The organism is Frondihabitans peucedani, from assembly GCF_039537585.1.
Classification (GTDB): Bacteria; Actinomycetota; Actinomycetes; order Actinomycetales; family Microbacteriaceae; genus Frondihabitans; species Frondihabitans peucedani.
Genome location: NZ_BAABAU010000004.1, coordinates 219166 through 244844, shown reverse-complemented (window position 1 = coordinate 244844; position 25679 = coordinate 219166). Strand labels below are relative to the sequence as shown.

At 71.4% G+C, this 25679-nt stretch carries 26 protein-coding genes; 6 read left to right on the top strand and 20 right to left on the bottom strand.

The genetic code is table 11. The features are described 5' to 3' along the window. Positions 1-239 precede the first annotated feature (239 nt). The 10 genes from ABD733_RS14540 to ABD733_RS14495 all read right to left on the bottom strand — a co-directional run bounded on the left by ABD733_RS14540 (position 240) and on the right by ABD733_RS14495 (position 10717). Complete coding sequence (locus tag ABD733_RS14540) at positions 240-899, bottom strand: arsenate reductase/protein-tyrosine-phosphatase family protein (RefSeq protein ID WP_344797474.1); 660 nt, start codon at positions 897-899, stop codon at positions 240-242. After that, positions 896-2350: a tyrosine-protein kinase domain-containing protein gene (locus tag ABD733_RS14535; RefSeq protein ID WP_344797472.1), complete on the bottom strand. Its 1455-nt coding sequence runs from the start codon at positions 2348-2350 to the stop codon at positions 896-898. The genes ABD733_RS14540 and ABD733_RS14535 overlap by 4 nt, the downstream gene beginning before the upstream one ends. A gap of 47 nt (positions 2351-2397) precedes the next feature. Next, complete coding sequence (locus ABD733_RS14530; RefSeq protein WP_344797470.1) at positions 2398-3936, bottom strand: hypothetical protein; 1539 nt, start codon at positions 3934-3936, stop codon at positions 2398-2400. A gap of 59 nt (positions 3937-3995) precedes the next feature. Next, positions 3996-6110 carry a YhgE/Pip domain-containing protein gene (locus tag ABD733_RS14525; RefSeq protein WP_344797468.1) on the bottom strand — a complete coding sequence of 705 codons (2115 nt, stop codon included), beginning with the start codon at positions 6108-6110 and terminating at the stop codon, positions 3996-3998. Continuing rightward, positions 6107-6826 (bottom strand): P-loop NTPase family protein, encoded by a 720-nt coding sequence (locus ABD733_RS14520; protein ID WP_344797466.1) that lies wholly within the window; start codon positions 6824-6826, stop codon positions 6107-6109. The genes ABD733_RS14525 and ABD733_RS14520 overlap by 4 nt, the downstream gene beginning before the upstream one ends. Beyond that, positions 6823-7497 (bottom strand): TetR/AcrR family transcriptional regulator, encoded by a 675-nt coding sequence (locus ABD733_RS14515; RefSeq protein WP_344797464.1) that lies wholly within the window; start codon positions 7495-7497, stop codon positions 6823-6825. Before ABD733_RS14515 ends, ABD733_RS14520 begins: the two co-directional genes overlap by 4 nt. Before the next feature lie 90 nt (positions 7498-7587). Next, positions 7588-8613, bottom strand: a complete 1026-nt coding sequence (locus ABD733_RS14510) for a cation diffusion facilitator family transporter (protein ID WP_344797462.1) — start codon at positions 8611-8613, stop codon at positions 7588-7590. Next, the gene (locus tag ABD733_RS14505; protein ID WP_344797460.1) at positions 8610-8972 is read right to left on the bottom strand and encodes an ArsR/SmtB family transcription factor; all 363 of its coding nucleotides are present in this window, start codon (positions 8970-8972) and stop codon (positions 8610-8612) included. Before ABD733_RS14505 ends, ABD733_RS14510 begins: the two co-directional genes overlap by 4 nt. 219 nt (positions 8973-9191) lie before the next feature. Beyond that, positions 9192-9944, bottom strand: coding sequence for a hypothetical protein (locus ABD733_RS14500; RefSeq protein WP_344797458.1), 753 nt, complete (start codon positions 9942-9944; stop codon positions 9192-9194). Positions 9945-10117: 173 nt separating this feature from the next. Then, complete coding sequence (locus tag ABD733_RS14495) at positions 10118-10717, bottom strand: hypothetical protein (protein WP_344797456.1); 600 nt, start codon at positions 10715-10717, stop codon at positions 10118-10120. Positions 10718-10753: 36 nt separating this feature from the next. On the opposite strand from ABD733_RS14495, the gene ABD733_RS14490 reads away from it, so the two are divergent. After that, positions 10754-11371 carry a DinB family protein gene (locus tag ABD733_RS14490; protein WP_344797454.1) on the top strand — a complete coding sequence of 206 codons (618 nt, stop codon included), beginning with the start codon at positions 10754-10756 and terminating at the stop codon, positions 11369-11371. Between the two features lie 23 nt (positions 11372-11394). On the opposite strand, the gene ABD733_RS14485 is transcribed toward ABD733_RS14490, so the two are convergent. The 5 genes from ABD733_RS14485 to ABD733_RS14465 form a co-directional block, all read right to left on the bottom strand. Further along, positions 11395-12552, bottom strand: coding sequence for an MFS transporter (locus ABD733_RS14485; RefSeq protein ID WP_344797452.1), 1158 nt, complete (start codon positions 12550-12552; stop codon positions 11395-11397). Beyond that, the gene (locus ABD733_RS14480; protein ID WP_344797450.1) at positions 12549-13325 is read right to left on the bottom strand and encodes a phosphatase PAP2 family protein; all 777 of its coding nucleotides are present in this window, start codon (positions 13323-13325) and stop codon (positions 12549-12551) included. The genes ABD733_RS14485 and ABD733_RS14480 overlap by 4 nt, the downstream gene beginning before the upstream one ends. 101 nt (positions 13326-13426) lie before the next feature. After that, positions 13427-13732: an EthD family reductase gene (locus tag ABD733_RS14475; RefSeq protein ID WP_344797448.1), complete on the bottom strand. Its 306-nt coding sequence runs from the start codon at positions 13730-13732 to the stop codon at positions 13427-13429. Between the two features lie 107 nt (positions 13733-13839). Further along, the gene (locus ABD733_RS14470; protein ID WP_344797446.1) at positions 13840-14697 is read right to left on the bottom strand and encodes a 3-hydroxyacyl-CoA dehydrogenase; all 858 of its coding nucleotides are present in this window, start codon (positions 14695-14697) and stop codon (positions 13840-13842) included. 32 nt (positions 14698-14729) lie between these two features. Beyond that, on the bottom strand, positions 14730-15362 hold the full coding sequence (locus ABD733_RS14465; RefSeq protein ID WP_344797444.1) for a TetR/AcrR family transcriptional regulator: 633 nt from the start codon (positions 15360-15362) through the stop codon (positions 14730-14732). 70 nt (positions 15363-15432) lie between these two features. Between ABD733_RS14465 and ABD733_RS14460 the strand changes: the two genes are divergently transcribed. After that, complete coding sequence (locus tag ABD733_RS14460) at positions 15433-17802, top strand: alpha/beta fold hydrolase (RefSeq protein WP_344797442.1); 2370 nt, start codon at positions 15433-15435, stop codon at positions 17800-17802. A 22-nt stretch (positions 17803-17824) separates the two neighbouring features. Here the strand turns inward: ABD733_RS14460 and ABD733_RS14455 are convergent, their stop codons facing one another. The 4 genes from ABD733_RS14455 to ABD733_RS14440 are packed head-to-tail and all read right to left on the bottom strand — an operon-like array spanning position 17825 to position 22222. After that, positions 17825-19267 carry an aldehyde dehydrogenase family protein gene (locus ABD733_RS14455; RefSeq protein ID WP_344797440.1) on the bottom strand — a complete coding sequence of 481 codons (1443 nt, stop codon included), beginning with the start codon at positions 19265-19267 and terminating at the stop codon, positions 17825-17827. Next, positions 19264-20352, bottom strand: coding sequence for a mandelate racemase/muconate lactonizing enzyme family protein (locus ABD733_RS14450; RefSeq protein WP_344797438.1), 1089 nt, complete (start codon positions 20350-20352; stop codon positions 19264-19266). The genes ABD733_RS14455 and ABD733_RS14450 overlap by 4 nt, the downstream gene beginning before the upstream one ends. After that, positions 20349-21284 carry a 5-dehydro-4-deoxyglucarate dehydratase gene (locus tag ABD733_RS14445; protein ID WP_344798017.1) on the bottom strand — a complete coding sequence of 312 codons (936 nt, stop codon included), beginning with the start codon at positions 21282-21284 and terminating at the stop codon, positions 20349-20351. The genes ABD733_RS14450 and ABD733_RS14445 overlap by 4 nt, the downstream gene beginning before the upstream one ends. A gap of 5 nt (positions 21285-21289) precedes the next feature. Continuing rightward, a complete protein-coding gene (locus tag ABD733_RS14440; RefSeq protein ID WP_344797436.1) occupies positions 21290-22222 on the bottom strand; it encodes an NAD-dependent epimerase/dehydratase family protein in 933 nt (310 codons plus the stop codon). 135 nt (positions 22223-22357) lie between these two features. On the opposite strand from ABD733_RS14440, the gene ABD733_RS14435 reads away from it, so the two are divergent. Continuing rightward, positions 22358-23383 (top strand): LacI family DNA-binding transcriptional regulator, encoded by a 1026-nt coding sequence (locus ABD733_RS14435; RefSeq protein WP_344797434.1) that lies wholly within the window; start codon positions 22358-22360, stop codon positions 23381-23383. A 20-nt stretch (positions 23384-23403) separates the two neighbouring features. Here ABD733_RS14435 and ABD733_RS14430 read toward each other — a convergent pair whose 3' ends face one another. Further along, positions 23404-24213, bottom strand: a complete 810-nt coding sequence (locus ABD733_RS14430) for an endonuclease/exonuclease/phosphatase family protein (protein WP_344797432.1) — start codon at positions 24211-24213, stop codon at positions 23404-23406. Positions 24214-24325: 112 nt separating this feature from the next. Between ABD733_RS14430 and ABD733_RS14425 the strand changes: the two genes are divergently transcribed. Genes ABD733_RS14425 through crcB form a run of 3 tightly spaced genes read left to right on the top strand, consistent with a single transcriptional unit; the run spans position 24326 to position 25676 of the window. Next, positions 24326-24832 (top strand): universal stress protein, encoded by a 507-nt coding sequence (locus ABD733_RS14425; RefSeq protein WP_344797430.1) that lies wholly within the window; start codon positions 24326-24328, stop codon positions 24830-24832. Then, positions 24829-25296, top strand: a complete 468-nt coding sequence (locus ABD733_RS14420; protein ID WP_344797428.1) for a fluoride efflux transporter FluC — start codon at positions 24829-24831, stop codon at positions 25294-25296. The genes ABD733_RS14425 and ABD733_RS14420 overlap by 4 nt, the downstream gene beginning before the upstream one ends. Further along, positions 25293-25676 (top strand): fluoride efflux transporter CrcB, encoded by a 384-nt coding sequence (gene crcB, locus ABD733_RS14415; protein ID WP_344797426.1) that lies wholly within the window; start codon positions 25293-25295, stop codon positions 25674-25676. The genes ABD733_RS14420 and crcB overlap by 4 nt, the downstream gene beginning before the upstream one ends. The last annotated feature ends 3 nt before the right edge of the window (positions 25677-25679 follow it).

The following is a 25679-nucleotide window of genomic DNA, read 5'->3' as shown; positions in this document are numbered from 1 at the left end:
TCCGCCGCCCGCCTCCTGCAGAGCGCGGCGTCCTGCCGAGTGCGACGTCCTGTCGGGCTCTGCCTCATGCCGGTCGTCACCGAGCGGCGGGTGTGCACGACTCGCGGCTGCCTTTCGACGTGGCCCCGGGCTGCGCACGCGCGACGCCGGCGGTGGCGCGACGTCAGTGGGGCGGGAACGAGACAACGCCACCCGCCGGTGCGAACCGGCGGGTGGCGCTGGGGGAGGCCGACGCGGTGTCAGTCGTTGAGCCGCGTGAAGAAGCGGGTGATGACCTCGCAGGCGGACAGGACCGCGGCGCTGGACACTTCGTAGGCGGTGAGACCACGCCGGTAGGGGTCGGGGACGTCGAGCTCGTCGGCCGCAGCCGGGAGTGTGCCCCGGAGAGCCGCCACCGTCGCGACCGCGGCTCGGAGTCGCGCTGGTCCGTCGGGCGCGGCCTCGCGAAGCTCGCTCACCTCGGAAGGGGCGAGCGAGTCGCATACTCGCGCGAATTCGAGGAGGGTGAAGGTGTTTCGGGAGGCGCGTGGGGCGAGGCTGACGACGGCTCGCCGATGCGAGCGATCGAGACCGAGGACGAGGTCGCTCTCGGCCAGGAGCCCGGCGGTCAGCTTCCGCGCGCGATGGGCGTCGAGGTCGAGCCCGGAACGGCGAGCGGTCGTCTTTGCGTCATCCGGCGACTGTGCTCCTGGTTCGGCCCGCGTGCCTGCGCTCGTGACAGTGATCGACGCGGGGCCGAGAGGCGGCTCCTGCTCGCGACCGTAGTCAGCGAGGCCGCGCTGGAGCGCGGCCTCGGCGAGGGGGGACCGGCAGATGTTGCCGGTGCAGACCAGGAGCACGGAGAACGGACGCTGAGCGCCGCCCGCAGCGCGGACGGCGCCCTCTCGCTCTGGCCTCACTGGTGTGCGATGCGACGCGCGGCGGCAACGCGGCGAGGGCTCTCGAGGGAGAGCGGGGCGGTGGTCGGCGACGACGCGGAGGTCTTCATCGGGTCGCCCCCGTAGTAGGCGCCGTACCCGTAGGCGTCGGCCTCCTTCGTCGGCATCATGGTCAGGATGACACCGAGGGCTCGGCTGCCGATCCGCTCGAGGTCGTCGAGGGCGGACGAGAGCTGGTGCGTCCGCGTGCGGTTGGCTGCTGCGACGACCAGGACTCCGGTCGTGAGGGTGCTCATGACCGCGGCGTCGGTGACAGGCAGGAGCGGCGGCGCGTCGAGGAGCACGACGTCGTAGTCGGCGGCGAGCGTCTCGAGGAGCGCGCGCATGGCCTCGGAACCGAGCAGCTCGCTGGGGTTCGGGGGCACGCTGCCCGCGGGGAGGACCGTGAGCCCGCCGCGTCCCCACGGCTGGATGACGTCGTCGATCTCGGCGCGCCCGATCAGGATGTCGCTCAGCCCGGCTCCGCCCTCGAGGCCCATGATGTCGGCGACTCGGGGGCGGCGGAGGTCGGCGTCGACGAGCAGGACCCGCGAGCCCGCCTCGGCCAGGGCTATCGCCAGGTTGGTCGTCGCGGTCGTCTTGCCTTCGCTGGGCATCGCGGAGGTGATGACGAAGCTCCGCGACTCGGCCCGGGGACCGACGAACTGGAGGTTGGTCCGGAGGGCGCGGAAGGACTCGGTGCGCGGGCTGCGAGGAGCGTCGCGGACGATGAGGGGCGCCTTGTCGGCGTCGGGCAGGAGCCCCAGTGCCCCGAGGATCGGGGTGTCGGTCAGTGTCTCGACATCGCGAGCGCTGCGGATCCGGTTGTCGAGAGCGCTCCGGAGGAACGCTGCTCCCAGGCCGAGACCCAGCCCGGAGACCAGCCCGAGCCCGAGGTTGAGGCGGAGGTTCGGGGAGGCAGGGTGCTCGGGCGCGACGGCCGGCTCGGTGACCGACAGGGCCACGGGACTCTCGTTCCCGTCGGTGCCGGGGTCGAGCTGCTCAGTGGCGACGGTCTTGAGCGATGCGGCCACGGCGTCGGCGATGTTGGCCGCCCGTTCGGGCGAGTCGTCGGTCACGCTGATCCGGATGAGGTTGGCGTCGTTGGGTGCCGTGACGACGAGCTGACCAGCGAGGGCAGTGGAGGACGTGGCCAGCCCGAGGTTCTTGATGACGGGGTCGAGGATGATGCTGCTGCGGACCACGTTGAGGTAGCCCTTCACCTTCTGGGCGGCAGCGCCGCTGCCCTGACCTACCTCGTACGCCGTGGTGCTGCCTTCGGCTCGGACGGAGACGTACACGGACGTCGACGACTGGTAGGTCTTCGGGGCGGCGACCGTGTAGGCCGTCGCGAGGGCGAGCCCGATGATGGCGAGCGAGAAGATGAACCACTTGCCCTTGCGGAGCAGGTGGGCGATGTCGCTGAGTTCCATGGTCGACTCCCTGGTCGTGGTGATCTCGGGCGGGTTGACCCGATACATTAATATATCAATGTAGAACGCGAAAGGGAAGAGCGGTTGCGGACGCGGGCTGTCGCTCTCGCTTCCGATGCCTCCTCTCGGGCGCCGGCCCTGCCGAGGACGAGGCCGATCGCGAGGAAGTACGGCGCTGCCGAGTTCGGGCTGAGAGCGACCTCGTTGAACATCATGTTGAGGGCGAAGCCGACCACGGCGCCCAGGACGAGGAGCCTCTGGCGGGGGTCGGTGAGCTTGCTGCCGGCCCGGAGCAGCAGGACGAAGAAGGCGACGTACCCGCCCAGGCCGACGACGCCGAGCTGGCCGATGACCACTCCGAGACCGCTCTCGCGGATCTCGCTGACCTCCCCGTCGCCGAAGAGGCTGGCGAGCACGCCGACGTTGCCGAGGCCTCTGCCGAGCGGGTGCTGAGGCAGCTCCGTGAACGCGGCCGTGAAGCCGCCGATATGAGCCTCGGTGCTGCCGGTCGAGTTGTCGGAGCTGAAGACGAGGAACGCGATGCCGGCGCCGCCGGCGACGGCGAGGGCGAGGTAGTGGATCGGCCGGGGGAGCGCGTGCCTCGTCCAGAAGGCGAAGAAGACCAGGAAGCCGAGCATGGCGCCCTTGCTGACCGCGATGACACTGGCGACGATGAAGAGCACGGCGAGGAGGCGGTGCTTCAGGAACCACGCTCCGAGGAAGGCGATGAAGAGGAAGGTGCCAAAGTTCACCGGATCGGCGAAGGACGACGCCATGCGCCTCATCAGCTCGCCGTCGAACTGCTCGGAGGAGAAGAAGTTGGAGGGCAGCCCAGTCGACTGGGCGACCGTGATGCCCTTCTTCGCCCACAGGGTCTCGAGGTGCGTGGCCTGCCAGAAGCCCGGTGTGGCCCACTCGAAGAAGCCGAACGCGACCGTCAGGACGCCGAGGAGGACGAGGAGACGGAGGAAGCGGTCGGCCGCCGTCGTGCGGCTCGCCCAGAGGCCGATCAGGAGGAACAGGAACGGCGTCACGAGGTTGCGGTAGGAGGCGAGGGCGCTGGTGAGATTCGGCCTGAACAGCACGACCGTCGCTGCTGCGTAGGCCGTCAGGATCGCGGCGCACAGCAGTACCGAGAACAGGAGGCGTTTGCGGCCGTGCGCTGCCTTGTCGGTGGCGTCGTCTCGGCGGGTGAAGAGGGACAGGGCGAGGGCCAGGACCATCGCGTACGCGAAGTTGAGGATGATCACGAACTGCAGCTGCGACTGGCTGATGTCGGCCGCGATCGGGAGGAGGAAGACGTTCTGCGTGGCCGACAGGACCGTCGGGATCACGAGGAACGCCGACAGGTCGGCGTCGGCGAGCAGCCACCGGAGCAGCGGGATGATCAGCGTGATCACGAGCATCCCCACCAGGAAGGCGGTCTGGAGGCCGTCGCCGAGCTGATAGGACGTGAGGATGCTGGCTGCGAAGACCCCGAACAGCAGGATCGGCACGGCGTCTGCGGCGGCCGACCTGCCCGCCGCCGTGGCGACCCCGGGCGCTCGCCTCCGGGGGACGGTGGCTGAGATCTGCTCGGTCGACACGGCGGCTCCTCGAAGTAGGTCCGCCTAATCTAACATATTGTATTTGAATAGGGCAAGGGTCAGCCGATCAGGGAGGGACGCAGGTCGCGCATCGTGCGGTTGCGGGTCATGCGCCGCACGGCGACGAGCGAGAGGAGCAGGGCTCCCAGCAGCCAGAGCGCGAGGACTCCGGCGTCGCTCCAGGCGCCCGCGATGTTGCCGCCGTACATCAGCTGGCGGATCGCGTCGACGGCGTAGCTCATCGGCAGGGCGAAGTGCAGCGCGGCCAGCGGACCGGGAAGCGTCTGCCACGGGAACGTGCCGCCCGCCGTGACCAGCTGGATAAGCATCAGCACGAGGCCGAGGAACTGCCCGACGCTCCCGAGCCAGACGTTGAGGGTCATGATGATCGCGGCGAAGGTGACCGAGGCGAGGACCATGAGCCCGATCATCGGCACCGGATTGACCACGTCGAAGCCGAGGGCGAAGCGCACGATGGCGAACAGGGCCAGCATCTGGACGAGACCGAGGACGGCAGGCGTGAGCCAGCCCGCGAGCGTGATCCTGCCCGGTGCCTTGACGGCGGTGACGGCCCGCTTCGAGATCGGCTTGATGATGAGGAACAGCGCGTACATGCCGATCCAGGCGGCGAGGCTGATGAAGAACGGGGCGAGGCCCGCGCCGTAGTTGCCGGCGCTGGCGATCGAGGAGTCCTTGACGCTCACGGGGTCGGCGATGGCGGCGGCCTGGCGGTCGCGGCTGGTGGCGGTCGTCGCGGGGATCTGCTTCACGCCGTCGTCGAGGCCCGTGCTGAGCTTCGTGGCGCCGGAGGCGAGCGAGGAGGCGCCCGCGTCGAGCTTGGACAGCCCGGAGGAGAGGGAGGAGGCTCCGGCGGCCGCAGACCGGGCGCCCGAGGCGAGGGAGGCGGATCCTGCGGCGGCGCTCGCGATCCCGTTCGTCAGAGCCGGCGTCTTCGAGTTCAGCTGGTCGGCTCCGGCGTCGAGCTGCGCGATGCCGTTCACCAGGGCGGGAGCGCTGGCGGAGAGCCGGGAGGCCCCGGCACTGACCTGGGCGCTGCCGTCCTGGAGCCTCTCAGTCTGCTGCTGCAGGGCCGTCAGTTGCGCCTGCGTCGTCTTCGCGGTCGTGGTGAGCGTCGTGGCGGTGCTCGTGCTCGCCGCATCGAGCACCTGCTGGACGGCGGCCTTCTGGTCGGCCGTCAGACCCGCCTGCGCCGAGACCGCGTCGAAGGCCTGCTGCTGCGCCTTCTGGGCGGCGGCCAGCTGCGCGGGGAGGGCGCTGACGGCCTGGTCTGCGGTGCTCACGCCGCCGGAGACGGCCGTGTCGAGCGCCTTGTTGCCAGCAGCGACCTGCTGGGCGCCGGAAGCGAGGGTCGCGGCGTCGGACGGCAGCGACGCGGTCTGCGCCTTCAGGGTGTCGAGGCCCGAGGCGAGCTGGCTGGTCGCCTGCGGCAGCGCGGCTGTCGAGGACTTCAGGGTCTGGAGGCCGTCGTCGAGGGTGGCGGCGCCCGAGGAGAGCTGCGCGGTGCCCGAGGCGAGGGACTTTGCGCCGACCTGCGCCGACCCGAGGCCCGACTTCAGGGTGGCGGCGCCGGACGCGAGGTCTCCGGCCCCCGAGGCTGCCGTCTTCAGGTTGTCGCGGACGTCGTTCAGCCCGACGAGAAGCGTCTTCGCGGCGGTCTTGCCCACCTCGGCGGTGACCGTCGCCCGGATCGTCTTGCCGGCCTGGTCGGCGATCGTCGACGAGAGGTAGCTCGTCGTGTCGTTGGTGGTCAGGCCGATCTTCGCGGGGGTCGGGTCGGTGGTCGAGGCCGACGTCAGGTCGCTCGAGAACCTCGTGGGGATCGAGAAGACGAAGTTGTAGGTCTCGTCCCTCAGGCCCTTGTCGGCCTGGCTCTGCGACACGACGTGCCAGTCGAAGTCCTTGCCGTCGACCAGCTGCTTCGTCACCTTGTCGCCGTAGTTCACGGCGTTGCCGTCTGCGTCTCTCGCGCCCGCGTCGGTGTTCACGATCGCGGCCGGGATGTGGTCGAGCTTGGCGTACGGGTTCTGGTTCGCCCACAGGTACATGCCGCCGTAGAGGAGCGGCACGGTCATGAGGGCGACGAGGGCCAGGCGGGCGAGCGGGGTGGCCGTGAGGCGCTTCAGCTCGGTGCGGATGAGGGCGAGGATCTTCATTGTTCGAGAGGGCTTTCGGGCGAGACGGCGGGGGAGGCGGGGGTCGCGTCGACGCCGTCGTCGACCGGGAGGGGCGCGTCGGCAGCGGGTGCTGCGTCGGCGGGGAGGGCTGCGTCGGCGGGGAGCAGGCGCTGGAGGTGGAGCGAGGCCGCGACGCCGGTCACGACGAGCACCGTGAAGCCGCGGGCCGAGAGGTCTTGCACGACGCGGAACCAGGCCTCGGTATCGCCGCCGTGGCGCTCGGGCGACGTGATCACGAGACCCTGCACGCCCGGTCGCAGGACGGCGAGCTCGCTGAGCAGCCGCACGCGCGCCTCGGTCGGCAGGGCGTTCAACCGGGTGTCTTCGTGCTCCGGCAGTCCGATCGCCTCGAGGAAGAGGCGTGCGTTCTCGCGGTTGCCGCGCTGGTCGGCGAGCACGAGGTCCTCCTGCACGACGGTGAGGACGGTCAGGTCGGGGAAGGGCTCGGCGACCGTGGGGGTGTCGACGAGGGCGAAGAGCTCGCGGATGCGGGCAGGATCGTCGCGCCCGTCGAGGAGCACGCGGCCGGTCTCGGGCGTCATCCTGCCGCCGGCGATCAGCGACGCGAGCGTGGGGGCGCCCTCTGTCTCGACCGCGGCGATGCCGGGGGTCTCGGTCGTCGCGACCGCCGAGGTCGCGGGGAGTGCGGCGCCGGGACCGTCGCCGATCCCGACGGCGTCGAGGGTGAGTCTCATCGGGTGGCCTCCTGAGCGGGGTCGTCGAGGGAGCGCAGGATCGCGTCGGCGTCGGCTGCCGAGAATCCTGCGATGGACAGCACGGACAGGACCGCCAGGCGTCGGCCCTCCGCAGAGGGGAGATCGTGGCGGACGGCCTCGTCGAGCACCGAGATCGCGGCGCTCTCCACGAGGCGCGAGAGGGTGGGGACGGGGATGTCGGAGCGGAACGCGCCCGTGGCGACGCCGCGCGCGACGATGTCGTGCACGTGGTCGCGAAACGGTTTCAGCGCGTCTCCGACGAGCTGCACCTGGGGGCCTCGCACGGTGAGGAGGGCCAGGACGCGGATGTGGTCGACCTCGCGCCAGATCCGCGCGCCGGTCTGGGCGAGCTGGAGGGCGGGATCCTGCGCGTCGCTCCTGCTCGACTCGCCGAGCATGGCCGCGTTGATGCGGGCTGCTCCGTGGACGGCGAGCTCGCGGAGCAGGGCGTCGCGGGTGGCGAAGTGGCCGTAGATGGCGCGGCGTGAGAGACCGGCCTCGGCGGCGATGGCCTCGAGGGAGGCGCTCGGATCGCGGTTGAGCAGGGTCGCGGCCGCCAGGATCAGCGCCTCGCGGTTCTCGGCGGCGTCTCGGCGCGGTGCGCGCGTGCGGGGTGCCGCCCGGCGCACGGTGGTCGGCTGCTGGGTCATGACTCCAGTGTACGCCTAAGTTGCACTGGTGTGTGCACTTTACCGCCGGCAGCACTGAGTCGCCGCCGGTGCTCCTCCTCGTGGTGCCTCTCAGTGGCGGCCCGCGACCGGGGTGACCGTGAAGGTGTCGAGGTTCGGCAGTGCCTCCTGCACGTGGCCGCGGGCGTGCTCTGCGACGTGGCCCGCCTCCCGGAGGGATTCCGCCGCGACGACGATGGAGGCGGAGCCGGTGAGTCGGTGGCCCACCCAGCGGAGGCGGAGATCCTGGACGGCGGTGACGCCCTCCGAGCGCTCGAGGGCATGCTCGGTCTTCTCGATCAGGGCGGGATCGATGGCGTCCATGAGTCGCGCGCCGATGGACTTCACCGTGCCCCAGAGGAGCAGCAGGATCGAGACGGCGATGAGGAGGCCGATGACGGGGTCGGCGAGGGGGAATCCGACGAGGATGCCGATCGCGCCGAGGACGACCGAGAGAGACGTGAACCCGTCGAGGCGGGCGTGGACGCCGTCGGCCTCGAGAGCTGCGGAGCCGATCCTGCGTCCGACGCGGATGCGGTAGATCGCGACGAGCTCATTGCCGGCGAAGCCGATCAGGCCGGCGGCGATGAGGAGCCACGGGTTCTCGATCGGACGCGGGTGGATGAACCGGTTGACAGCCTCCCATCCTGCGATGACGGCGGAGAGGGCGACGACGAAGACGATGAACATCCCCGCGAGGTCTTCGGCGCGACCATATCCGTAGGTGTACCGACGCGTCGCAATGCGGCGGCCGAGGACGAAGGCGATCCAGAGAGGCACGGCGGTGAGAGCGTCGGCGAAGTTGTGGATAGTGTCCGCCAGGAGGGCGACGCTCCCGGTGAGGAGGACGATCACGAACTGCAGGACCGTCGTGGCGAGCAGGACGAACATGCTTATCTTGAGGGCGCGGACGCCCGCGCTGCTGGCCTCCATCGCGTCGTCGATGGACTCGGCGGAATCGTGTGTGTGAGGCACGAAGAGGTCGTAGAGGAACCCCTTCACGCCTCCGTGCGCGTGGTCGTGGTCGTGGTCATGCGGGTGGTCGTGGTCATGGGGGTGTGAGTGGTCGTGCGACTGCGGGCCGGTCGGGCGACTCATGCTCGCCTCTCCGAGCGTTCGTGGTGAGAAGGGCTCCCTACGACGTGCTCCGCCTGCTTCACGGCGTCGATGACCAGCGCAGACGCGTGCTCGTCCACCAGCCGGTAGAAGACGGTCGTGCCCTCGCGGCGCGTGTGGACCATCTTCGAGAGGCGGAGCTTCGCGAGGTGCTGAGAGACCGCGGCGGGGCTCTTGTCGACGAGATCGGCCAGGGTGTTCACGGACAGCTCTTCGACGGTGCGGAGGGCCAGGATGATGCGCACCCGGGTGGCGTCCGCCAGCATCGCGAACACCTCGGCTGCCAGTTCGGCGAACTCCGAGTCGGGACCGAGCTCTGGTATATCCGTATCCAAGTGCATACGCAGATTCTCCACTACATCCTGCGAATACTCCACCGGATCGACGCGGCGAGACGCCTCACCGCTCCGGAGGGGCAGGGGCACGAAGTCGGCAGTGGAGGACTCTGGCGCCGCGGAGAGCTGATCTCCTCATGAAGGCACCCCGACGCAGAAGCTGAGAAGGAAGAGCGCGACCCGAGACCCGGGCCGCGCGTTCCTTCTCTTGCCAGGACCGTCAGGTCAGGGCGCCGTCCAGACGACGGTCGTGCCGCGGAGCAGAACGAGCTTGCCGGCAGGCGTAATTCGGAGCTTGTCGGCCTTCGATCCTGCGGTCTTCGACGACCAGACCGCCTTCGCCTGGTGGGCCGTGTAGAGGACGAGGTTCCCGTCGCTCTGGAAGCGCAGGATGTCGGGGGACGTGTTCTGTGTGTGCGCCGACCAGGTGACCTTGCCTCCCGTCGAGGCGACGAGGTTGCCGTCGGTCTGGAAGCTGAACCTCGCCGATCCCGGGTACAGGTAGCCCTTCGCGGTGAGGCTGGACCCCGGGGTGATGTAGTCGGTGCCGGTCGTGTCGCTCTGCCAGCGGAGCTTGTGGTGGTTGTCGAGGACGTTGAACCGGCCGTCGTTGCCGGTGGTGATGAGGCCGTGGTTCTCGGACGGGCGCGAGGTACCGCTGGCCCAGATCACCTTGCCCGCCTTCGAGCGGATGACGGCATTGTCGTCGACCTGGAGGTGAAGAACGGCTCCGGGGTTCCCGGCGGTGCCGGAGGACCACAGGGGGCGCTCGCTGCCGTTGCCGATGACGACGAGGTCCCCGTCGGCTCGCATCATGAGGTAGTACTGCGAGTTCGTGGCGTTCATCGCCTGAGTCGGCCCGAGCGTCTGCCCGACCGTCATGTACGCCGACGCGGGCGACGCCACGACGGCGCTGCCGACGGCCAGCGCGGCGACGGTGAGGGCGGCTGCGATGCCGCGCTTGGTGATGCTCTTCATGATCCTTCCCCCTGGAACGGACGGTCGGCGAGCGGGGGATCCGCGCTTGCTCGTGGTGATGAGGGTGACAGTATTCGACCGTGTGTTCCGGGGCGATCCGCCGAGAGGTGTCTTCGTTCGTGCCGTGAGGATGACCTTCGCCGAGGCCGATCGCGCAGGCGCGCCAGGCCTCGTCAGCGTTGAGCCGCGAGGACGCGGCACGCATCGCCGCTGACGCCGAGGCTCACCGTCGCCCTGATGATCTGCGCGGAGACCTCCCCGCCGTCCTGCTTCGTGTCGAGCTCGAAGTCGGACGCGCGGCCCCCGTTCACGCGGGCGGCCAGCGTCATGCTCGTGATGACGGTGGCGTAGGAGTGCGGGACGAGCGTGATCGGGTGCGCGCGGGAGACGGGCGAGCTCCTGGCCACGTCCGCGGCCGGTACGCCGACGGCCGCGCCGGTCTTGTATCCACGCGTCTCATCGCGAGCAGCGCCGAGGGAGACCGTGGCGCGGGCCGAGGCGAGGCCGTCCAGAGTCGTCGCCCGGAGACTCTCGAGGATGACCGACGAATCGGAGGTGTTCTTGATGACGAAGCTCGCCGCCATCGACCGGAACGGCTCGGCGGCAGGATCGGACGGTGAGCCGCACACGGCGATGGTCGGCCCCTGGACCGGCGCCGTTCGCGGGGCCTCGACGCCGCCCGGGCCGGAGAGCGACAGCTCCACGATCAGCCCCGCCGCTGCAACGACGGCCAGGGTCGTCGACACCCCCAGTACGATCCGCCCCGTGTTCATCGCCTCAGGCTAGTGCCGGTGCGTAGGCTCCAGCGCATGACGACGAACCAGCGCCTCGCACCGCTCCTCCAGCAGTACGACTGGGCGACGGAACGGCTCCTGTCGCGCCTCGCAGGCCCAGCCAGCGACTCCGGTGACGGGACGCCCATCGAAGTGCCACCCATGAGCGATGACGAATACCTCTGGGAGCCCGTCGAGGGGTGCTGGTCGGTGCGCCGGCGGAGCGACGGGCCAGGGTCGGGCGCGGCCAAGCTCATCGGCGCAGGGGAGTGGGGTCGCGACGCCGCCCCTCGGAGTCCGTGGCCGCCGCCCGTGACGACGATCGCCTGGCGTCTCGACCACCTCACCGAGACACTGCTGGGGCGGGCGAGCCATCTCGGAGGAGATCGAAGTTTCGACCGGGCCGCATACGAGTCGAGCCCGGACGCTGCCGGAGCGGTCGAGAGGTTCCGGGAGGCAGCAGCGGTGTGGCGCACAGCACTCCTCGGGGTGGACGAGGCCGACTACGACCGGCTGGGGCTGAGCACATACCCCTACGGGAGCGACGCCGACGAGGTGTTCCTCAGCAACGTGTGGTGGCAGAACCAGGAGATCCTGCATCACGGCGGGGAGATCGGCCTTCTCCGCGACCTCTATGTCCGTCTCGGGCGGTGAGTGGCGGAGGACGGCCAGGCGGGTCACTCGCGAACGCGCGCGGCTCCGAGTCGGGTGCTGAGAGCGGCAGCGACGAGGCCGAGCAGGGCCAGGACGCCGAGGCCGGCCGGGATCGACGAGGCTGCGGCGACGGCACCCACGACGAGCGGACCCGCCGCATCGCCCGTCTCGCGGCCGAGCTCCGCCGAGCCCATCACCCGGCCGATGCGGTCGTCCGGAGTCGTCGCGGCGAGATGGGCGAAGCCGAGCGGGGTGACCGCCCCGATCCCGACGCCGAGCACGACGGCCGAGGCGAAGATCACCGCCGGTGACGGGATCAGCGCCGCGACGGCGAGGCCCGCGCTGAGAACGACGATCCCGACGGGGACGCCGACCGCCACATGCACCCGGCCCGAGTCGAGCAGGCGGCCCACGACGGGCTGCGTCACCGACGACACGACGGCCAGGACCGTGACCGCGGCAGTCGCGCCGATCACACCCAGGCCGACGGTCCTACCGAGGGCGGGGAGGAACCCGACGGCCGCTCCGAGCGCTCCGGTCGCCGTGGCCAGCGCCAGCGTGGGCACCAGGAAGCCGGGATCCGTCAGCTGCCGGCCGAGATCGACGACGGTGAAGCGCCTCTTGGGCAGCGGTTCGAGGGTCGGGATCGAGACGGCGACCCAGACCGCCGTCACGGCGGCGAGGCCGGCCAGGACGAGGAAGAGGGCGCGCGATCCGCTCGTGGTCAGCAGGACCGCGCCGAGCACCGGCCCGGCCGCATAGCCGAGGCCCTTCCAGGAGCCGTACCTCCCGAAGTAGCGGCCGGCGCGGTCCTTCGACACGAGTCGCGAGACGGCGGCGGACGAGGAGGGGGAGAAGGCGGAGGCGCACGCGCCCTGGCCGAAGCGGACGAGGGCCAGCGCGATCGGGCCGACCGCCCAGACTCCTGCGACCGACACGACCGCGAACCCGATCAGACCGCCGAGGATCACCGGCTTCTGACCGACCCGGTCGCTCAGGACGCCGAACACCGGCTTGAGGACGACCTCCGCGAGGTCGTACACGGCGAGCAGCAGGCCGAGCCCCAGGACCGTCAGACCGAGGCTCTCCGTGTCGGCGCCCGCACCCGCCGCGATGCTGTGCGCCCCGAATGCTGTGACGAACCCCGCCGCGTAGAGGGCCCCGAGGGGCGGGGTCGTCACGTGCCGTCGCGCTGCAGCTGCGAGTCGGCCCCCCGGACCGACTCCCCGGAGATGCGCGCCGTCCTCCTGGTGTCGATGGCGACGACCACTCCCAGGATCACCGCGGAGAGCGACATCGACGCGGTCGTGTCGCTGATGTAGTGGTAGCCGAGGTAGAGCCGGCTGAAGACCTGCAGCAGGATCATCAGGACGGCGACGGTGAACGCTCCGATCGTGAAGCCCCGGTTCTGCTTCCGGCTGGCGAGCAGGAACGCCAGGATCACGAAGAAGTCGGACGCCCCGAGGACGTGCCCGGACGGGAACGAGTAGCTGTGATCGGGGCCGGCGAGCATCAGGCCGATCGGCGGCCGCGGGTGCTTCACGAGCGGTGCGATGACCTGCGCCAGGATCACGCCGGTCGCCATGCCGACGGCGAGCACCAGCGGCCTCCAGGCGTGCGTGGCGGCGAGCAGCCAGACCACGGTGACGATCACGACGATGATCGGCATGCCGACCGGGCCGAACACCAGGGCGATGACGATCATGAACGACGTGACGTCGCGGCTGCGGAGGTCGTCGAACCAGTGCTCGACGGGCGTGTCGAGACGCTGGAAGCCGGTGTGCGTCAGGACCCCGACCAGCAGGACGACGAAGGCGGCGAGCCCGACGGTGATCAGGATCGCCGAGGCCCGGTAGAGGCCGCGACGAGCGCCGACCGTCATGGAGCGCTCCTCGACGACGAACTTGTCTCGGAAACGGGTGGCGCGGGATCGACTGCTGGTTGTCAAGGACACGGGAGCACACTAGAGCCTCCCTCGTCTCAGAAGGGTCCCAGAGAATGTCCCGACAGCGCTTCGCGGCCAGTGCGCCGCCTTGCGTCACTCGACGACGACGCTCACGCGCTCTCGATGTCGGAGAAGAGCCCGGTGAAGGTCGCGCCGGTGGCCCCGAGAGCTCCGAAGAACGCACCGGCCTCTGTACCGGCGACGGCCGCGGAGGCGTCGTCGTAGGAGTCGAAGTAGAGGTCGAGGGTACGGTGGGCCGGCGTCGGGGTGCCGTCCTCCTTCGGCCAGACCTTCGCCGACTCGAGGCGACGGACCGCGGGCAGGGCGCGCGCGAGCTCGACGAGCTGCGGCACCTCAGCCTCGAACGCGTCGACGTCGGAGGGGTTGTCGATGATGAGGGTGATCTTCGTGGGCATGGTGCGTCCTCCGGTCGGTCGTCTTCAGCGGGATGCGCCGGTATGCCCGGCACCTACCGCATTCTGGCCCTCCGACGCGAGGAGGGCCAGAGCGCAGAGCGCAGAGCTCAGTAGCGGTAGAAGCCCTCGCCGGTCGCGACGCCGAGCTTGCCCTTGTCGATGTAGTTGTGCTGCAGGTAGTCGGCGAAGGCCTGCGATCCGGCGTCGGGGTTCGCGCGGGCGATGTTGTAGGGCGTGGTCAGGCCGATGACGTCGTAGATCTGGAACGGCCCCGACGGCGCACCCGTCGCGATCCGCCAGGTGGCGTCGATGGTCTCGGGCTCCGCGTACCCGCCGACGAGGAGGCCCGCGGCGGCATTGAGGAACGGCACGAGGAGCGAGTTGAGCACGTAGCCCGCCTTCTCCTTCTTCAGCTCGATCGGGACCATGCCGCTGCGCTTGGCGAAGTCGACGACGGCTGCGAACGCGGCGGGATCGGTGTCGGTCGTGCCCATGATCTCCGCGGTGTTGAAGCGCCACACCTCGTTGGCGTAGTGCAGGGCGAGGAAGCGGTCGGGGCGACCCGTGAAGCCCTTGATGTCGCTCGGCAGCAGGGTCGACGAGTTCGTGGCGAAGATGGTGCTCTCGGGCGCCACCTCGGCGAGGCGCGAGTAGACATCGCGCTTGAGCTCGAGCACCTCGGGCACGGCCTCGATCACGAGGTCGGCCTCGGACGCGGCGTCGGCGAGATCGGTGGTCAGGCGCAGACGGCTGATGGCGGCATCGGTCTGCTCGGCACTTGCGGCGACCGCCGGATCGGCCTGATAGCGGGAGGCGAGCTTCTCGAAGCGCTCGCGGGCGGCCGCCAGGGCGTCGTCGCTGACGTCGTAGGCGGTGACGGGGAAGCCGTGGAAGGCGGCCTGGAACGCGATCTGCGATCCGAGCACGCCGGTTCCGAGAACGGTGACCTTGTCGATCGTGGGCATGGGGGTCCTTTCGTGCGGGGTGGAGAGAGGGGTCAGGAGGAGGGCGGCGAGTCGGTGCCGTAGATGCTCCGGAGCCAGATGGTCGAGAGGGTGTCGACGGCCCGCGCCTGCGAGATGGAGGGGGAGTCGGCGGTGAACGCGGCCGTGAGGACACGCTCGTTCATGAGGTTCAGCGCCACGGAGAGATCCTGCGCACCGATGCCGCCGGGAGCGGCGCCGCGGGCCCGCTCGGCGAGGATGACCTCGGTGGAGTAGTCGGCCCACGACGCGAGCGAGCGCGACCAGAGGGCCTGCATCTCGGGGTTCCGCTGACGGGCTCCAGTCGTGGCGGCCGACACGTCGCGGTGCGCGGAGAACACGTCGACGAACACGCCGATGGAACGGCGCCAGGAGCCCGCGGGATCCGTCTCGAAGTCGCGCGGGAGCGCCGCGACCCGGTGCTCGACCTCGCTGATGACCCGGTCGAGCAGGGCGAGGAGCACGTCGTCTTTGGACGAGAAGTAGAAGTAGAACGTCGGCCGCGAGATGCCGGCGCCGGCCGCCAACTCTTCGATCGAGATCTCGTCGAAGGGCCGCTCGGCGAGGAGGCCCTCCATCGTGACCAGGATCGACTCCCGGCGCGTGTCGCCCGAGACCCGGGTCGTGCGGCGTCCGCGTTGAGGCATGACGCCACCCTAGCCACATTCGTCGACACCGTGTTGATTGACTCGACACGGTGTTGATACGGTGGCGTCCATGACAGAGCACATCGACGTGTTGATCGTGGGCGGCGGCCTCAGCGGCATCGGCGCGGCCAGCCGCCTCAAGCGCGAACTCCCCGGCAAGACCCTCGTCGTCCTCGAGTCGCGCTCCGCGATCGGCGGCACCTGGGACCTCTTCCGCTACCCGGGGGTGCGCTCCGACTCCGACATGTACACGCTCGGCTACTCGTTCCGGCCGTGGACCGCGCCCAAGGCGATCGCCGACGGCGACTCCATCCGGCAGTACATCCGCGACACCGTGCGCGACGAGGGCCTCGAGTCGAGCATCCGGCTGAACCACCGCGTCGTCCGGGCCGACTGGTCGAGCGACACGGCCACCTGGACCGTCACTGCCGTGAAGACCGGCGACGCCGAGTACCGCTCGGGCGACGACGCAGGATCGGAGACGGTCACCTTCACCTGCTCCTTCCTGTCGGTCTGCTCCGGCTACTACCGCTACGACGAGGGGTACTCGCCCGCGATCCCCGGCGCGGAGGACTTCGAGGGCCGCCTCGTGCACCCGCAGCACTGGCCGGAAGACCTCGACCACACCGGCAAGCGCGTCGTCATCATCGGAAGCGGCGCCACCGCGGTCACGCTGGTCCCGAGCCTGGCGAAGACCGCCGAGCAGGTCACGATGCTGCAGCGCTCGCCGACGTACATCGCGCCGGTCCCGGCCCGCGACCACCTCGCCGACCGGCTCCGCGGGAAGCTGCCCGAGAAGCTCGCCTACGACGCGGTCCGCCTGAAGAACATCGGCTTCTCGATGTTCACGTACCAGCTGAGCCGACGGCGTCCGGAGCGGATGAAGGCGATCCTGCGCGACTCGGCGATCGCGAAGCTGCCCGCGGGGTTCCCGGTCGACACGCACCTCGCACCCACGTACGAGCCCTGGGACCAGCGGCTCTGCGCGATCCCCGACGGCGACCTCTACCGCGCGATCTCGAAGGGGAACGCCGGGATCGTCACCGACCGCATCGACAGGATCACGCCCACCGGCATCGCGCTCGCGTCCGGCGACACCCTCGACGCCGACATCATCGTGACCGCGACCGGCCTCAACCTCCTGGTCCTGGGCGGCATGGAGCTCTCGGTCGACGGCGAGCCCGTCGACGTCTCGGAGCGCCTCACCTACAAGGGCATGATGATCGCCGGCGTGCCGAACTTCTCGCTCACGATCGGCTACACCAACGCCTCCTGGACGCTCAAGGCCGACCTGGTCGCCGAGTACGTCGTCCGGCTCCTCAAGCACCTCGACCGCACCGGCCGGCAGTGGGTCGCCCCGCGTGCACCGGCCGAGGTGGCGAGCGGAGAGCTGGGCTCCCTCATCGACCTGCAGGCGGGCTACGTGCTGCGCGACGTCGACCGGCTGCCGAAGCAGGGCGAGTCGTCGCCGTGGCGGCTGCACCAGAACTACCTCCGCGACTTCGCGCTGCTGCGGGCCGGCCGGATCACCGACGATGTCCGCTTCGGCCGCCGCGGCGAGCGGGTCGGGCGAGCGGTCGAGCGGCGCGAGGACCCGCTGGCCCACGGGGGCGTCTCGTTCGTGACGGTCGCCGGGAGGAGCGTCCGGTACCGGGTCACGGGCAGCGGCGCGCCGATTCTGCTCCTGCACGGGATCGGCCAGAGCCTCGACGACTGGACGGAGCAGCACGAGCGGCTCTCCGCGCGGCACACCGTGTACAGCGTCGACCTGCCCGGGTTCGGGTACTCGGAGCGCCGGCCGGGAGCGGCGACGCTCGCGAAGCTGGCGGGGATCCTGCCGGCCTTCCTCGACGCGGTCGGCGTGAGCGGTGCGATCCCGGTCGTCGGCAACTCCCTCGGCGGGGCCGTGGCCATGACGTTCGCGGCGCAGTCGCCCGAGCGGGTGTCGGCGCTCGTGCTGGCCGACAGCGCCGGGTTCGGCTCGGAGGTCGCCCTGGTGCTGCGGCTCCTCGCGATCCGGCCGCTCGGCCGCCTCCTGATGCGCCCCGACCCGAAGAACTCGAGACGCACGGTCGAGTCGGTCTTCTACGACAAGGCGTTCGCCACGGACGAGCGCGTCGCCCACTCGTTCGCGCTCGCGCAGCGGCCCGCGCACGGCCGGACCCTCCTCGAGGTCGCGCGTGATCTCGGGACCATCCGCGGGGTCCGTGAGCCGTGGCGCCGAGCGCTTCTCGACCGCATCGCGCGAGCGGGCATCCCGACCATGGTCGTCTGGGGCGACCACGACCACGTCCTGCCGTTCTCGCACCTGGCGGCCGCCGCCGAGGAGCTGCCCGCCGCCGAGACGCACGTGTTCGCGAAGACCGGGCACATGCCGCAGATCGAGCGGGCGGACGAGTTCGCCGAGGTCGTCGAGGGGTTCCTGGGCCGGGCGGCCTGACCGACGGCCGCCGCGGCCCGCTTCAGGCCCGGCCGAGCACCCCGTCGACGCGACGCACAATTCCGAGGGGGTTCCCGTCGCGCAGGGCCTCGGGCAGGATCGCAGCCGGGGCGTCCTGGAACGCGAGCGGACGCTGGAACCGCCGCGCGGCCGTGACGCCGACCGACGTGTGGATCGACGTCGTCGCGGGGTAGGGGCCGCCGTGCTGCTGTGACCAGGTGACGGCGACTCCGGTCGGCCAGCCGGCGAAGAGCAGCCGCCCCGCCCTCTCGCGCAGCACTGCGACGACCTCGCCGACGTCGTCGCCGGCCTCCGAGTGGAGCGTCGCCGTGAGGCTCCCGGGAACGGCCGCGATCCCCGCCAGGAGATCGCTGTGACCCCGGTACCGCACGAGCAGCGTGACCGGGCCGAAGCACTCCTCGAGGAGGAGCTCCGGCCGGGCGAGGACGGCTGCGACGTCGGTCGCGAGGAGCACGGGGGTCGCGCCGCCCGAGGCGGGATCCTGCGCAGGATCACCGGACACCACGTCGACACCCCGGGCACCGGCGAGCTCGGCCACCCCGCGCGGGAAGCCCGCCCGGATCGAGTCCGTGAGGAGCGTCGCCGCGGTGCCCGGGATCGCCGCGCTCACCGCCGCCGTGAATCCGTCGAATGCGCCGGCCGGGATGAACACGACGCCCGGCTTCGTGCAGAACTGGCCGGCGCCGAGGGTGAACGACGCGGCGAGGCCCTGGGCCAGCTCGGCCCCGCGAGCTCCGGCGGCGGCCTCGGTGACGACGACCGGGTTCAGGCTGCCGAGCTCGCCGTAGAACGGGATCGGCACAGGCCGCCGGACGGCGCGGTCGAAGAGCGCACGGCCGCCGCGGACCGACCCGGTGAACCCGACCGCGGCGGTGACGGGGTGCTCGACGAGAGCGATCCCGTCGTCCTGCGTCTCGACCGTCGTGACGAGGTCGGCCGGGGCGCCTGCCGCGTCGAGCGCCTCGCGGAGGAGGGCGGCCACCCGGCGCGACAGGATCGGGTGACCCTCGTGCACCTTCACGACGACCGAGCAGCCGACCGCCAGAGCGGATGCCGTGTCGCCGCCGGCGACGGAGAACGCGAACGGGAAGTTCGACGCGGCGAACACGGCGACGACCCCGAGGGGCACCAGCAGGCGGCGGAGATCGCCGTGCGGCGGGATCGCCGCGGGATCGGCGTGGTCGACGGTCGCCTCGAGGAGGGACCCTTCGCGGAGCGCGCCACCGAAGAGCCGGAGCTGCGCGGTGGTGCGAGCCAGCTCGCCGGTGAGCCGGGCGGTGCCGAGCCGGGTCTCGTCGTCGGCGAGCGGGACCAGCTCGGCGGCGTGATCGTCGAGGGCGTCGGCTGCGGCATCGAGCCACCGGGCCCGGTCGGCGTCGGGGGTCGCGGCAGCCACGGCTGCGGCTGCGCGGGATCGGGCGAGGAGAGGATCGAGGTCGCTCACGAGAGGGTCCTTCCGGGTCGGAACCGGAACCCGAGGCCCGGTCGGTCGGCGACGGTCAGACGACCGCCGGAGATGTGAACGCCGGTCGGCTCGGCGAGGAGGCCGAGCTGCTCGAAGCCGGCGTCCTCGACGTCCTCCACCCACGTCTCGACGGGATCGGCCAGGGCGAGCTGACCGGAGAGCTCGGGCAGGAGGTGCGGGGCGACGCGGCGGGAGTGCTCGCGGGCGAGGTCTGCGATCGCGAGGTACGGGGTGATCCCGCCCACGCGGACGATGTTGGGCTGGACGATGTCGACGGCGCCCGCCTCGAGGAGATCGCGGAAGCGGTGGATCGTGTGGCAGTTCTCCCCGAGCGCGATCGGCGTCTCGATCGAGGCCCGGAGCTCGGCGTGACCGCGGGTGTCGTCGGCGCGGAGCGGCTCCTCGACCCAGGCGAGGTCGAACTCCTGGAGGCTCTCGATGCGGCGCCGGGCGGTCTCGAGGTCGAAGCGCTGATTCGCGTCGACCATGAGGAGGCGGTCGGGGCCGAGCACCTCGCGGACGGCGGCCACCCGTCGGACGTCGTCCCGGGGATCCTGTCGGCCGATCTTGATCTTGACGGCCTGGTAGCCCGCGGCGACCCAGCGTTCGACCTGCTGCACGAGCTCGCCCGAGTCGTAGTGGAGATTGACGCCGCTGCCGTAGACGGGTGCCGAGTCGCGTCGCCGCCCCAGGAGGTCGGTGACCGACGAGCCCGCAGCCCGCGCGGCGCGGTCGTGCAGCGCGAGGTCGACGCCGGCCATCGCGATCGTCGTCAGCCCGCCCGATCCGGCCTCGTGGAGGTGCGCCCAGAGCTCCGGCCAGAGCGCTGAGGCATCGGCGGGTCGGCCGACGACGAAGGGGCGGATGTCGTGCTCGAGCAGGGCGACGACGGCGGTCGGGCCGATCGTCGGCGTCCAGGAGAAGCCCGTCCCGGTGCTGCCGTCGCTCGCCTCGAGGCCGACCTCGATCACGTGCTGCTCCGCGACGCCCGGGCCCCAGTGCCGGAGGAGCAGCGCCGTGTGGTGCGTGACGTGCAGCGCGGTGATCGTGGGTTCGCCCGTCACGGCGTCGGCCCGCCGACCCTGGCGACGTGCGCGGCGCCGGCCTCCAGGATGCGCTGGAGCTCGTCGAGCTGCGCGGGCGACGGGTCGACGAGGGGAGGCCGGACCGAGCCGACAGGGAGGCCCGACAGGCGGAGACCCGCCTTGATCAGAGAGACGCCGAACCCCGGCGTCTGATCCCGCAGCCTCACCAGCGGGCGGTAGAACGCGTCGAGTGCCGCGAGGCGCGCCTCCTCGTCGCCCTCGGAGTAGGCGCGGTAGTGCACCAGGGCGATCTCGGGTGCCATGGCGAAGGCGGCGGACGAGTAGAGCGGCATGCCGAGACCCCGGTAGGCGCCCTGCGTGAGCTCGGCCGTGAGCAGGCCGTTGAAGAACTGGAAGTCGCCGCGCCCGGTGGCGCGGACGGCGAGGGCGATCTCCTGGGCGAGGCCGACGTCGCCGGTGCCGTCCTTGAAGCCGATCACCTTCGGGTTCGCCGCGAGCTGCACCATCGCGTCGGCGGTGAAGCGCGCGCCGCCCCGGTGGTAGACGATGACGGGCAGGTCGGAGGCGGCAGCGATCGCCTCGACGTAGGTGACCGTCCCGGCCATCGGCCCCTGGACGAGGTAGGGCGGCAGGATCAGGAGTGCGTCCGCCCCCTCGTCCTGGGCCGCTCGCGCGAGCTCCAGGGCCGTGCCGAGCGATCCGCCCGCCCCGGCGACGACCGGGGTGCCAGGCCTCTCGGATGCCCGCACGACGTCGACGGTCGTCCGGACGACCGAGCGCGCTTCAGCCACGCTCAGGGCGTGGATCTCGCCGGTGCCGCAGGCGGGGAAGACGCCGCCGGGAGCGAAGGGGAGCCGCGACCCGACGTGCGCTGCCAGGACGTCGAGGTCGACCCGGCCCGCGTCGTCGAACGGCGTGACGGGGAAGAACAGGATTCCGTGGAACTCGATCGGGGTCACGCGCGGCTCGATTCGGTGGGGGTCGTGTCGGTGGGTGTCGCTGTCGCGAGCTCGTCGCGCCACCGCCGCCTCGGCCGCCAGCCGAGGAGGTCTGCGGCCAGTCGCGAGCTGAAGGCCGGCGCGTCGCCGCGGAGGGCTGCGGCCGCCGTCTCCGATCCGGGCAGGAACCGGGGCAGGAGCTCGGCGAGCGGTGCGTCGGCCAGGGCGTCGTCGGCTCCGACGAAGAACGTCGTCCCGTTCGGGACCGTGTCGGCGCCGGCGAGCCAGGCCTCGACGAACTCGGCGGCGTCGCGGGCGTCGATGTAGTTGAAGAGCGACACGGCGGCGTCCTCGGGGTGCGCCAGACGATGGGCGATCGTGTGGCCCTGCTGGGTCGGCGCGCCGCTCCACTCCTCGGGCGAGACCACGAAGCAGGGGCGGAAGACGCCGTACCGGACCCTCTCGCCGTCGCGCCGCGCGGCCATGGCCACGGTCTCCTCGATCACGAGCTTGGACAGCGAGTAGGCGTTCCACGGGGCGACCGGGTGCGTCTCGTCGAGGGGGAGCCTCGCCGGCGACCAGCCGTGCGGTGCGCCGTAGCCGATGACGGTGGGGGAGCTCGCGGCCAGGATCCTCGTCGCTCCCGCTGCCGGGGCGGCCTCCAGGACGTTCCAGGCCATGGCCGTGTTGGTGCGCAGGATGACGTCCTCCGGCGCGCTGAACGGGACGGCGATCGCTGCCAGGTGGACCACGGCCTCCGGCCTCTCCTTCTCGAAGAGGTCGACGGTCGCGTCGTGGTCGGTCAGGTCGACGGCGACCTCGCGGACTCCGTCGGCGACATCCGGGGCAGGAGCGCGGTCGGCCGAGACGACCTCGTGGTCCGCTCGCGCGAGGGTGCTCACGACGGTCCGTCCGAGACGGCCGGAGCCGCCGGTGACGACGATCCTCATCGTTCCTCCTCGTCCCGCTCGTCCCGCAGGTGGGAAAACGTTTCCCGACGCGGATGCACTCATTACAGCAGGCCCCGTGCAGACCGTCAACCGCTCTGCATGGACGGGCGCCCGTCGGTGTGAAAGGGTTTCCCCATGGCGCAGGCACCCCGCAGCAGGACCGCGCCGATCCGAGCCGTCGCCGAGCTGGCCGGCGTCTCCGTCTCGACGGTGTCGCGGGTGATGAACGGCAAGGCGTCCGTCGATCCTGCGATCGCCGTCCGCGTCAGAGCCGCCGCCCAGGAGCTCGGCTACACGCCGAATCCGCTCGCCCGGTCTCTCGTCCTCGGCCGGACCACCACCGTGGCGATCCTGGTGCCGGATCTCGGCAACCCGACGTTCCAGAGCATGATGCGGGGCGTCAGCCGGGCGGCGGCCCGGGACGGCTTCCGCGTGCTGGTCGCCGACTCGGCCGAGGACGTCCGCGAGGAGGGGGTGCTCGCGGTCGAGATGCGGCGGAGGTCCGACGCGATCGTGCTCTGCGCGCCGCGGATGCCCGACGACCTCCTGCAGGAGCTGCTGCCCCAGCTCGAGCCTGCCGTCCTCGTGAACCGCCTCGACGCGTCGGGCGGAGCCCCGTCGGTGTCGGCCGACTACGAGGCGGGCATCCGGCCCCTTCTCGAGCACCTCGCGGGACTCGGCCACCGGCGACTCGCCTTCCTGCAGGGCGCCCACGAGAGCGCCTCGAACGCGGCGCGGCTGCGGGGGATCCGCGCGTTCGCCGACGCGCACCCCGGGCTCCGGATCGACGTCCTCGACTGCGGGACCGCGTTCGCCGACGGCCACGCGGCCGCGCCGGAGATCGCAGGATCCCGTCACACGGCGGCGGTCTGCTTCAACGACCTCGTCGCCCTGGGCCTCCTCAGCGGCCTCGCCGAGCTCGGCGTGCGCGTGCCCGACGACGTGTCGGTGACGGGCTTCGACGACATCCCGTTCGCCCGCTACACGACCCCGCCGCTGACCACCGCGTCGGTGCCGGTCGAGGAGCTCGGCGAGGAGGCGTGGCGGCGGCTCCGCGCCATGATCGCCGGCGACGCGCCCGCGCCCGACGCGCGGTTCCGGCCGAGCCTGGAGGTGCGGCGGAGCACGGCGGGGCCGCGCGCCGAGGCAGGAACGACCTGACGCAGGCCCGGCCAGGCTGGCTAGACCCGGGGCTCGACCCGCACGATGATCGGCATGTGGTCGGAAGCGGCCTGCGGCAGCACTCGCACCGCGCCGAGGTCGAACCGGGTCGCCGTGACGAGGTCGAAGCGGCCCCGGACCACGCCGTAGCCGCGGTAGGTGCCTTCAACGGCCCTCGCCAGGGTGTGACCGGTCCTGGCGAGGGTGCGGCGGAGGCGCCCGCTGAACCAGGGGTAGTTGAAGTCGCCGATCATCATGGCGGGCAGGCCGGCTCCGAGCGCCTCGAGCCCGAGGTGCGCGGCACGGATCTGCGCGCGACGGACCGAGTTGCGTGCCGAGAGGGGGGCGGCGTGGAAGGAGGCGATGACGAAGTGCCGGTCGGTCGCCAGGTCGACGAGGCGGGCGGCGACGAGGCGCTCAGGAGTCGGCGACATGATGCGGTCGTGCATCGACCGGCCGAGGCTGTACGAGCGGGTCTCCCGCACGTCGAAGCGGTCCTGCCGACCGTAGATGGCGAGTCCGAGACGGTTGTTGGCCGTCGACGCGATCCTGCGCAGGTCGCCGATCTGGTCGGGCATCGAGCCCGTGTACACCTCCTGCAGGCAGAGCAGGTCGGCCTCGGTGGACGCGGCCAGAGCGTCGAGCTCGTGGACGGCGTGGTTCTTCCAGAGGTTGTAGCTCACCACCGTGAAGGCGGGCGCTGTCGTGGAGGCGCGCGTCGCCGTCGACGAGGGCGCTGCCGTCGACGGGGCCTTGCTGGTCGGGGCGAGCGGGGGAGCGGTGGGGGCCTTGCGGGCGGCGCTGTGCGTCCTGGCTGATGTTCGTGTCACCGGAGGATCCTTTCATGCACGAGGTCTTCGGAGCCGACGCGCGGCCGGGTGGGCCGTCGGCGAGTCGAAGCAGGCCATGCTGGTTCTCGGCTTCTGAGAAAGGACGAAGAACGTGAGCGAGAGACCGAGCGTCATCGTCGGCGTCACGCCATCGCAACCCCACCACGTCGTCGAGCAGGCGCTCGTCTTCGCGCGCCGCTTCGACGCCGGGATCGTCTGCGTGCAGGTCGACTCCGCCCGCTTCGTCGTCGACGGCGGCGACGAGGGCGTGGTGATCGCGGCGCCGTTCGACCCCGACGGCGGCGACGTCATCGAGGAGCACTTCGATCCCGAGGTCATCGCCCGGGTCGCGCCGCTCGCCGAGGCGGCCGGCGTCGAGTGCCGCTTCATCGCGACGGCGGGCGACCCGGCCAGGATGCTCGGGCAGGTCGCCGAGAGCGAGAACGGCATCCTGATCGTGGTCGGGTCCCGTCGCGCCAGCTTCGGCAGCTCGCTGCGCGAGTTCTTCACCGGCTCCGTCGCCGCCGGCCTCGCGCACCGCCAGCGCCGGCCCGTGATCGTCGTGCCGCTCGACCCGGTGTCTCCGGAGACGTCGCTGCCCTGGGACGAGAGCCGGTGACGACCGGGCAGGATCCGCGCCCGCCCCACCTCGACCTCCGGTTCGTCGCGCTCGTCGCTGCCGGCGGCGCGGTCGGCACCGGGATCCGCGAGGCCCTCGCCCTGGCCTGGCCTGCGGCGCCGACGGGGTTCCCGCTGACCGTCTTCCTGATCAACGTGGTCGGGGCGTTCGCGCTCGGTCTGCTGCTCGAGGGGCTGCGCCGGAGAGGGGCCGATGAGGGGCGCCGCAGGATCCTGCGCCTCGCTCTCGGAACCGGCGTCCTGGGCGGCTTCACCACCTACAGCTCGCTCGCCACCGACGTCGCCCTGCGGCTCGGACCGGCCACCGCGACCGCTCTCGAGTATGCGGCGGCCTCGATCCTGCTCGGATTCATCGCCTCGGTCGCCGGGATCGCTCTCGCCTCGGCCCTCCACCGACGGTCGGCCGAGGGACGCGGCGCATCGAGCGGTCGGAGCGCAGGATGATCGCCCCGGGCCTCTTCCTCCTGATCTGCGTCGGCGGCGGAGCCGGTGCGGCCCTCCGCTTCGTGCTCGACGGGCTCGTCCGCGCCAGGATTACGGTCCCGTTCCCGGTCGCGACGCTGCTCATCAACGTCACCGGGTCGTTCGGCCTGGGGCTGCTCACCGGCCTCGGAGCAGCCGCGGGCCTGCCGCACGAGTGGGTGCTCGTGCTCGGCGGCGGCGTGATGGGCGGGTACACGACGTTCAGCACGGCGAGCGTCGAGACGGCCAGGCTCGTCGAGCAGCGGCGCTGGGGTGCGGCGCTCGCGAACGGAGTCGGCATGCTCGTGCTCGCGGTCGCCGCCGCGGCCCTCGGGCTGGCCGTGACGGGTGCTCTGGGCTGAGCT